The sequence below is a fragment of the Rhodopirellula maiorica SM1 genome, from assembly GCF_000346295.1.
Classification (GTDB): domain Bacteria; phylum Planctomycetota; class Planctomycetia; order Pirellulales; family Pirellulaceae; genus Novipirellula; species Novipirellula maiorica.
On sequence record NZ_ANOG01000224.1, the window covers coordinates 1 to 4,476 of the forward strand.

Consider the following 4,476-nt stretch of genomic DNA (forward strand, 5'->3'; position numbering starts at 1 on the left):
ATCGATCGATGTCGCCAATTCTTTCAATGGTCCGTACCGTGTGATCCGAGCGGCGGCGCGTCCGGCGAGATCCCATCGATAATCGGCCGTGCCCAACAGCAGCCCTAGCACACAGCACGCCATCAGGTTGTGTCCCCACACACGATGCCCCCCCTCGAACCGACTCATGTCGATCAACATCGGCACCCCGTCCCAATCCGGTGCAATCGCAGCCACGCCCGCGAGTGCGACAATTTTCCAGCCGTGGTCGCGGTGCAGCCCAGCGGCCAAGACGCCGTTGATCCCCAGCAGTGCGTGCTCGAACGTCGTCATCGTCGAAGGGGATCCGCGGCAGTAGAAAAGATCGCTTGTAAATGAACGTTCTATTCTAGCGGTGCGCGGTTACCGGTGTTGGCTGCCGTTCGGGGCGGTCGCGATGATTGAACAAGCTCTTGTTGGCGTTGTTGTTGGCGGCGGTTCACATTTTTGACCACCTCCACAAACTGCTGTTTGGTTTCGGGGGGGACTTGGGGTAGTCGGCGAGCCAGATCGATCATCGAGTGCGGGTTTTGCTGTGACGCCGCCGAGATTTGACTTAAAAAGCGAGCGGTTTCGACAAAGTTACTGTCCGCCGATCGGCCGATGAATCCGCTGAAGGTGCGTGCGATCAAATCCGCACTCAGGCTGTCCAATTGAACGAAACAGTCCAACGTACCGGTGACCGTGGTTTGACCGGTTGCTGATGTTGCATACGTGCTGCGGAACACAAATACGCCGCGGCCTTTGATCGGGCTGGCAACCAATTTGCCATCGTACGAACCATCAGCGACATAGATATGGATATTCGGGTCGCCGTAGACCAGATCGACAACGCACTGAGTGCCGCTGCCATCGGATGCATCTAGCTGATACGGGGCGATGCGTTTGGTGGTCACCTGAGTGACTCCCATCACATCCCACATGCCAACCAAGATCTCGGGATTTCGTGCGATCAGCAAAAACAGATCTCGATCGCAACTAATTGCCTGGGTTGGCAATTGGCGAAAGATTGTCGGCGAATTGGCAATCGACAGGATTCGCTGCTGCGCATCCCTGGTCAATCGCTGCATCGGCAAACTAGCCAATACTTCACGACGGCGTTCGATTGACGCAGTCCCGCTCTGTCCATCATCGGAATTTCCGATGGCTGAACCGAAACGGTTCAACAGCCCCTGTGCCGACGCGGTGGTTGTTGAAAACACCAACGTCAGTAGCAGTGCCGCTGCGAGCGCGCATCTCCCGCCTACGATTCGTTGAATCGATCCCCCCGGCACCGTCATCCCCCACCGTGTTCTTTGCCGCAGTCCACCAACCACGACGAGCTTCGTGATCCGCTAAGTGCAGACCTCTGTGCTTAAGATGAAGTTTCGGCGATTGGGGAGGATCAAGTTGAGGAAAACTGTGCCGAGCGAAACGGTTGTTGCAGTTGTCACAGCATTGACGACACGTGCATTGCTATCGCAAAGGTCGCAGTTTCAGCCCCGTTTTCGCCACAAACGGACGTCGTTGGGACCGCAAAATTGCATCAACAGGGCGCCACTGGATGCATAACGATCGAAGACTCGCTCGTGAAAATCGTCCTCGCCCGGCCAAGGATAGGAATAGACGATCGCAAAATCATCCAGTTCCAATCCCAGCACCGCGTAACCGCAGGGCACATTGTGCCCCAGGCTGGGCAAGGTCGGGTCGTCGGCGAGCGATTCGCTGCCCTCAGGCAAAAAATTACCGTGAATCAGTTCGACGTCCGCTTTCCACTCGTCAACTAAACGCCGCCCCTGCGACAACAACTCAGGCTCGGCTTCGATTCCGATCACGTCCAAATCGAGCGTCCCGGCAAGCGCGCTGACCACCGCAAATCCACACCCCCATTCAAGGAAGCGTTTGCCGATCAACATTTGCGATTCCAGCGCCCAGCCGAGCGATTGATAAACCAGTTCGTAATCCGCAGCGACAAACTGTTCGATTTGCGGTTGATCCCAGCGATCTTGGAACGCTTCGATCCGCTGCCGTGCATCGCTGATCCATAATTGGATTTCCGCGGGTGGCGTCCGCCGATCAACGGACGAAGGGATAGCGATTCGTTCTAACAAAGAAGTGCTTTCGATAGCAGGGTGTGCGGAGCGACGTTTTCTAGCAGCAGCGATTTCTAGCAGCAGACTTTTCTACCAGCACGGGCCCCGCAACGATTCGCCTCCGCTTCACGACGCATCCGAATCGGGCTGATTAGGTTCGGGCTGATCCGAATCGGGCTGATTTGGTTCAGGAAGTCCATCGAGTTCGGGTTTGGTGCAGCCAGCCCATCCAAGCACTTCGAGGTCCGTTTGGGAAGCCCAGCGACTTTGATCGCCCCACAATGGCCCCAGGCAAACTGGACAGCGGGCGTCGCAACCGTTGGGATATTGATGCGGCGACGTCAAATCCGGTTCTAACCAGATTGCTTCACACTCGTCACAAACTACCAACCCATGAGGCAGCGGGGGATTGGCGACGCTTGCAGAATCGCGTGACGGTGCGGGTTCTTTGGATTTTTGGGGCAAACCGCAGATACGCACTCCGCACAATCCACCGCCGCAAATCGGACAATTGTCAATTGAATGGGTTGGACTCACGATGGTGGGGTCTCCGAAAAACGAACGTTGGCGATGAGGACTACAACGGAGAGAACTACAACGGATACGCGGTGATGACCCGCGTTCCTTCCAACACAATGCGGACACGACGGGCCATGGGATTGCGTTTGCGACCGCCGTCGCGTCCCCCGACAAACCCAATTCGGCGACCGAGATCGACGGTATAGATAGTTCGCCCGTCATCGACACGCTTGGCGTTTTTGTGCCTTGCTTGGCTTTCACATAAGCTTGGTCAATCGTTTTGAGTGCCCCTTCCATGTCGCCATCGAAAACCCCGTGGCTGCCCGGTCGCGAAGGATCATCCTTGGTGTGCCGACGCAGGTGTTCGAGCCGATGGCCTTCGGCGCTGCCGGGAGTGTACTGCAAACCGGCAGGCGAAAGATAACGATCCTCGGAAACTTCACGCAGCAGTCCGTATTTCAGTTCCGACTCGGACGCAGAGTCAAACTGGGATTCGGACGCCGATGTTGTCTGGGAGTTTGACGCCGGAGCGAACTTTGAATCAGATCGGTCGGGTTTGGGTTGGGGCTCGTCTACCGCCGCGACTTCGCCAGCATGGTTCGACCGAAGCTGCGGCAAATTCCAACCGAAACGGGCGTTCAGCTCCGGTTGAATGAGGGAATAGACCCCCACAAAGACGATAATTCCGATCGCCCCCAACGACGACTTCCCTACTCTTTGAGGAATTTTCCCCGTGGCCCTGGATTTATCCATCTCTTATTCCTGCCTGAGTAACCTAGATTAGTAGACTCGCAGCGATTTCGAGTCATGATGGGCAGCCTTGCAAACCCCAAAAATCGTGAGAAGATAGGACGCCAGTGGGGCAGGATGAATGCTGCCAGAGCGTACCTGTACTTATAGATCATACACATTTACAGCAGAAATGAGGAAAGCAGCGTGAAGAACGTTCCAGGTGCCGTGTTGATGTTCACCCTACTTCTGGGGACCTTGGGGCTCGACGGCGAGAGCGTCGATGCGGCCGAACCCGGCTGGTCGCCGATCATCATCCCCACGGGAGCTTATCGTCAAGAAATCAAATCGATGCCGATTGAACAGCGTCCTTATCGCCCAGGACATTTCTACGGCAACACGGTTCGACGACGGCATTACCGCGGCGAAGTTCTACCACGCGTTTCCGATGCGCAGGTCATTCAGAACGCCGCGCCAATCTTGATCGGCGAACCCACTGCGTCTCCGTACGTGGTCGCGCCACCGGCATCCCCGCAAAATGTCCCCATCCGTGCTGTCCCTAGCAATCCGCAATCGGGGCCAAACTCGTTTGGTTTGCGTCGCATCTTTTCGATCCGCAACTGATTTTAACGCTTGCGCAGAATAAAGGATGCATTTGTCGAAACCCCTCGTGGCTACTACGCTGAAGTACACTGTAGTTGTGTGACGGAGGGGACAAACAAAGGTTTTGCCTGTCCGTCATTACGCGGGTGGTTTGATTGGAATCACCGTGAAACGAGATTATGGGAACACAGTCGCGGCCAAGTTGGAGATGTCCCTCGACAATTTTCAATGATGGTTGCCGTTCCCAATCCATTTCGTCTCGCGGATTCTCGTCATGCCCCACCGCTCGTTTCAGTCTGCTGAGACGAGCCAACAACAAGTTTGACGCCCATTCATGCCTTCGCGCTCTTGGGACGCGATGTTCCCGAGCCAGATAACGCGAAGCCAGTCGCAGAGTACCCTGTTATGTCATCACTCGATCCATCCACCGCGACCCCATTGCCGCAGTGGATTGGTATCCGTGCCCAACGACATGGGGATCGGCTGGCGTTGACGTACATTGACGATGACGGCGGCATCACGCAGTGGACGTATC

The 4,476-nt window shown here is 56.0% G+C and carries 5 protein-coding genes; 1 reads left to right on the forward strand and 4 read right to left on the reverse strand.

Annotated elements, in window-relative coordinates; genetic code table 11:
* The 4 genes from RMSM_RS06760 to RMSM_RS42390 all read right to left on the reverse strand — a co-directional run.
* On the reverse strand, window positions 1-312 hold a 312-nt coding region (locus RMSM_RS06760; RefSeq protein WP_008693355.1), incomplete at its 3' end, for a metal-dependent hydrolase.
* A gap of 50 nt (window positions 313-362) precedes the next feature.
* Entirely contained in the window at window positions 363-1,220 is an 858-nt protein-coding gene (locus tag RMSM_RS41750) for a hypothetical protein (RefSeq protein ID WP_173405108.1), read from the reverse strand.
* A 273-nt stretch (window positions 1,221-1,493) separates the two neighbouring features.
* On the reverse strand, window positions 1,494-2,108 hold the full coding sequence (locus RMSM_RS06770) for a class I SAM-dependent methyltransferase (protein WP_008693357.1): 615 nt from the start codon (window positions 2,106-2,108) through the stop codon (window positions 1,494-1,496).
* Window positions 2,109-2,216: 108 nt separating this feature from the next.
* On the reverse strand, window positions 2,217-3,362 hold the full coding sequence (locus RMSM_RS42390) for a hypothetical protein (RefSeq protein ID WP_236622033.1): 1,146 nt from the start codon (window positions 3,360-3,362) through the stop codon (window positions 2,217-2,219).
* Between the two features lie 183 nt (window positions 3,363-3,545).
* Here RMSM_RS42390 and RMSM_RS06785 point away from each other — a divergent pair, with 183 nt between their 5' ends.
* Window positions 3,546-3,962, forward strand: coding sequence for a hypothetical protein (locus RMSM_RS06785; protein WP_008693360.1), 417 nt, complete (start codon window positions 3,546-3,548; stop codon window positions 3,960-3,962).
* The last annotated feature ends 514 nt before the right edge of the window (window positions 3,963-4,476 follow it).

What these genes read in the sequence shown, in the direction of transcription:
- RMSM_RS42390 (WP_236622033.1), bottom strand. Translation starts at nt 3,362, where the DNA reads ATGGATAAATCCAGGGCCACGGGGAAAATTCCTCAAAGAGTAGGGAAG.